The following is a 3,696-nucleotide window of genomic DNA, read 5'->3' on the forward strand; positions in this document are numbered from 1 at the left end:
GTTCAGGCAGGCCGGCTTTTCCAGGAGGATGTGCTTGTCCGCCTGGATCGCCAGGCGGACATAGCGGCTGTGGGTCTCGTCCGGGGACAGGATGAACACCGCATCGATCGCCGGATCGGCGATCAGGGCTTCCGCGCTTGGGAACACCCGCAGGTCGGCATGGCGCGAGCGGACGAGCGCGGTGACGCTCGGCGACACATCGTAGATACCCGCGATCCGGAAGCGGTCATGGAGGTTGGCCAGGGTGGGCAGGTGGATGGCCTGGGCGACTTCGCCCAGGCCGATCAGGCCGACGCGCAGGATGGTCAAGCGGGAACTCCCGGTTCTATTGGCTCGACTGTTCAGGCGGCCTTGCCGGCAGCGCCGGTGATCAGCGCCACCAGCTCGTTGCCGTTGGTCTCGGCGGTCCGGCGCGTGCCGACCACTCGACCGGCGCGCATCGCCCACACCTGGTCCGACAGGCGCATCACCTGGTCGAAATTGTGGCTGATCAGGATCACGCTCACCCGCTCTTCGCGCAGCCGGCGGACGAGTGCTTCAACATTGGCGGTCTCCTGGACGCCCAGTGCCGCGGTGGGCTCGTCCATGATCACCAGGGCCGCACCGGCGCCGACCGCGCGGCAGATCGAGATCGCCTGGCGCTGCCCGCCTGACAGGCGGCGGACCCGCTGCTCGACCGAGGGGACGTTGATGGACAGGCGGGACAGGAGTTCTCTCGCCTGATGCTTCATCGCCCGGCGGTCCAGGAAACGGAACGGGCCGATCCGGCGGACGATCTCGCGGTTGAGGAACAGGTTCTGTGCCACGGTCAGCTCGTCGACCAGGGCCAGGTTCTGGTGGACGGTCTCAATACCGGCACGCCGTGCGTCGTCCGGCCCGGCGAAGCGGGCGGGCCGGCCATCGAAGGTGATCTCGCCCGCATCGGGTTGGTGGACCCCCACCAGGCAGCGGATGAGGGTCGACTTGCCGGCCCCGTTGTCGCCGACGATCGCGGTGACCTCGCCGCGCTTGGCCGAGAACGCCACGTCCTTCAGCGCATGGATGCCGCCGAAATGCTTGTGGATCCCGCGGCAGGCCAGGATCGTACCCGGATCGCTCATCGCTGGTAGCGCATGATCAGAGCCGCCAGCACCACGATGATGCCGACCGCCAGCGGCTGGTAGAAGGCCGAGACGCCCAGCAGGGTCAGGCCGTTCACGAGCGTGGTGAGCAGGAGTGCCCCGAACACCGGGCCCAGGATGGTGCCGCGCCCGCCGAACAGGCTGACCCCGCCCAGCACCACCGCGGCAACCGAGTTCAGGAGCAGGGTGGTGTTCACCGTAGGCTCGGCGGAGCCGATCCGTGCGACCAGCAGGATCGCGGCAAGGCCGGCACAGCTGCCGGAGATGGTGTAGGCGGCGATCTTCACCCGGTCGGTATGGATGCCCAGCGAACGGGCGCTCTCGGCATGGCCGCCGGTCGCCAGCAGGTGGACGCCGAACCGGGTGTGGAACAGGAGGACATGGCCGATCACCGCCACGGCCAGCGCCACCAGCACGGGGTAGCCCAGAATGCCGATCCGGCCGCTGGCGAGCTTGAGCAGGAACAGGCTCGACACCATGACCGGCTCGCCGCTGGACAGGATCAGGCCGACACCAGTGACCGCCGACAGGCTGCCAAGCGTCACCACGAAGTCGGGGATCTTGCCGCGGGTGATCACCATGCCGTTCACCAGGCCGACCAGCGCACCTACGCCCACCGCCAGCAGGCAAGCCACGGCCGTGCCATAGCTGCCGGCATAGGCCCAGCCCAGCAGCACTGCGGCGAGCGTGGTGGTCGCGGCCATGGACAGGTCGATGCCGGCCGTGGCGATCACGAAGGTCTGCCCGACCGCGACGATCACCAGGATCGCCGAGGCCAGCAGCACGGCCTGGAGGTTGCTCCAGGTGAAGAAGGCGGGTGCGGTCAGCGCGAAGATCACGACCAGGCCCGCCAGCCCGACCACGGCCGCCCAGTCTGCCCAGAACGATGCATCCAGCCAGGCCGGCCGCTCCCGGTGGCGAAGGCCGCCGGGAGCGCCATCCTCGGTGGCGGGGCCTGCAGCGCTCATTGCTGCAGCATGTCCCGGAACGGGTCTGGGTAGTCCTCGGCCGGGCGCGGGAAGTTCTTCAGCGCGGTCTCGGCATTGTCCTTGGTGATGAGCTGGACCGGCGCGTTGACGTTGTCCGGCAGGTCGTTGCCGGCAGCGGCGGCCAGGCACGCCTCCAGCCCCATGGCACCAATCACATAAGGATATTGCGACACGGTCGCGGTGAGCTGGCCATCGGCCACCGACTGCAACGCATCGGTGATCCCGTCCAGGCCGATCACCTTGGCGGACGAGCCGGCGCTCATCACCGCGCGCTGGGCGCCCAGCGCCATGATGTCGTTGGCGGCGAAGAAGCCGGCGAGGTCGGGATGGGCGCGCAGGATCGTGTCGGCGGCAGTGAGTGCTTTCTCGCGGTCCCAATCGGCACTGACCATCTGCACGACCTCGAGCTTGCCCCCGATCGCCTCCTCGAAGCCCTTGATCCGGGCATTGCTGCCGACGTCGCCCACCACGCCGGCGATCAGCGCGACCTTGCCGCCATCCGGCAGGAGGCGGAGCATCTCCTCCCCCGCCATCCGCCCGGCCTCGACATTGTCGGTGCCGATGTAGGTGTCGATGTCAATGCCTGCCGCCTCGGCCTGGGCAGGATCGACCACGCTGTCGATGTTGACGATCGGCGCGTTCTTCTGCGCCACCGGCACCAGGGCCTGGACGAGGTTGCTGACGCTGATCGGGTTGACCAGATAGCAGCCGTAATCCTGCATTGCGACCGCGGACAGCCGGTCCGCCTGGCCGGTGGAATCACCCATGCCGGCTGCCGCCTGCACGTTGACCTCGGCGCCCAGCTCCTTCGCCCGGTCGTCGATGCCCTGGCGCATGTACTGGAAGAACGGGTTGTCGAGGCCCTTGATGACCGCCGCGACCTTCTTGCTGCTGTCGGCGGCGGTGGCCGGTGCGGCGAGCATACCGGTGAGCAGCGCCGTGCCCATGGCCAACGCGTGGACGGACTTGATCATCCGTGCGTCTCCCTGACGGCAGCTTCTTCTTGGTGATGCGTACCTGGCTGCCGGGACGGCAGGATCACCGTCGACCGGCACCTATGTCAACCACGGGCGGGATAGTTTTCCGGCCGATGGCCGAGCCACCAATTGATTTCATGAACGGCCGGATGTCGTTCATGAAAAACCACCTTCGAGTAAATCAAACCCCGAACTTCTGCAGTGCCAGGCGGTTCGTCTTGATTGCTGCGGCCGGATCCTGCCCGGCCTCTGCCGATTCTTCTTCCACCACCAGCCAGCCATTGCAGGCGGGCGCCCGGCGGGCCAGCTCGATCACCGCCGCGATGTCGCAGGCACCGGCCCCCAGCATCCGCCAAGTCCCGTCCCGGTCGACGTCCTTCAGATGGACGTAGCGGATGCGGCCCAGATGGCGCTCCAGCGTGTCGGCGACATCCTGGCCGCCCCGGATGATGTGGCCGGTGTCGGGCACCCAGCCGACCAGGGCGGGGTCGGTCAGCGCCATGATCCGGTCGTAGTCGGCGCGGTCGAACAGGAGCGTGTCGTGGTGCGAGCTGGGGTGGAAGGCGACCGGTACGCCCCGGGCAGCGCCACGCCGGCCGGCCTCGTTGT

5 protein-coding genes are annotated in these 3,696 nt (G+C 68.2%); all 5 read right to left on the bottom strand.

The window, feature by feature from the left end; genetic code table 11:
• The coding region (locus tag EQG76_RS27335) for a Gfo/Idh/MocA family protein (RefSeq protein WP_159718163.1) at positions 1-309 on the bottom strand (309 nt) is incomplete at its 3' end.
• A gap of 32 nt (positions 310-341) precedes the next feature.
• Positions 342-1,100 (bottom strand): ATP-binding cassette domain-containing protein, encoded by a 759-nt coding sequence (locus EQG76_RS27340; protein WP_159718165.1) that lies wholly within the window; start codon positions 1,098-1,100, stop codon positions 342-344.
• Positions 1,097-2,089, bottom strand: coding sequence for an ABC transporter permease (locus tag EQG76_RS27345; protein ID WP_159718167.1), 993 nt, complete (start codon positions 2,087-2,089; stop codon positions 1,097-1,099). Before EQG76_RS27345 ends, EQG76_RS27340 begins: the two co-directional genes overlap by 4 nt.
• Positions 2,086-3,084 carry a sugar ABC transporter substrate-binding protein gene (locus tag EQG76_RS27350; protein ID WP_200841166.1) on the bottom strand — a complete coding sequence of 333 codons (999 nt, stop codon included), beginning with the start codon at positions 3,082-3,084 and terminating at the stop codon, positions 2,086-2,088. The genes EQG76_RS27345 and EQG76_RS27350 overlap by 4 nt, the downstream gene beginning before the upstream one ends.
• Positions 3,085-3,268: 184 nt before the next feature.
• Positions 3,269-3,696 (bottom strand): TIM barrel protein (locus EQG76_RS27355; RefSeq protein ID WP_159718169.1); only part of this gene is annotated, 428 nt, incomplete at its 5' end.

The sequence above is a fragment of the Geminicoccus flavidas genome, from assembly GCF_009806515.1.
Classification (GTDB): domain Bacteria; phylum Pseudomonadota; class Alphaproteobacteria; order Geminicoccales; family Geminicoccaceae; genus Geminicoccus; species Geminicoccus flavidus.

Coding starts and splice junctions, on each gene's coding strand:
- EQG76_RS27340 (WP_159718165.1), bottom strand. CDS start 1,100: ATGAGCGATCCGGGTACGATCCTGGCCTGCCGCGGGATCCACAAGCAT.
- EQG76_RS27350 (WP_200841166.1), bottom strand. CDS start 3,084: ATGATCAAGTCCGTCCACGCGTTGGCCATGGGCACGGCGCTGCTCACC.
- EQG76_RS27345 (WP_159718167.1), bottom strand. CDS start 2,089: ATGAGCGCTGCAGGCCCCGCCACCGAGGATGGCGCTCCCGGCGGCCTT.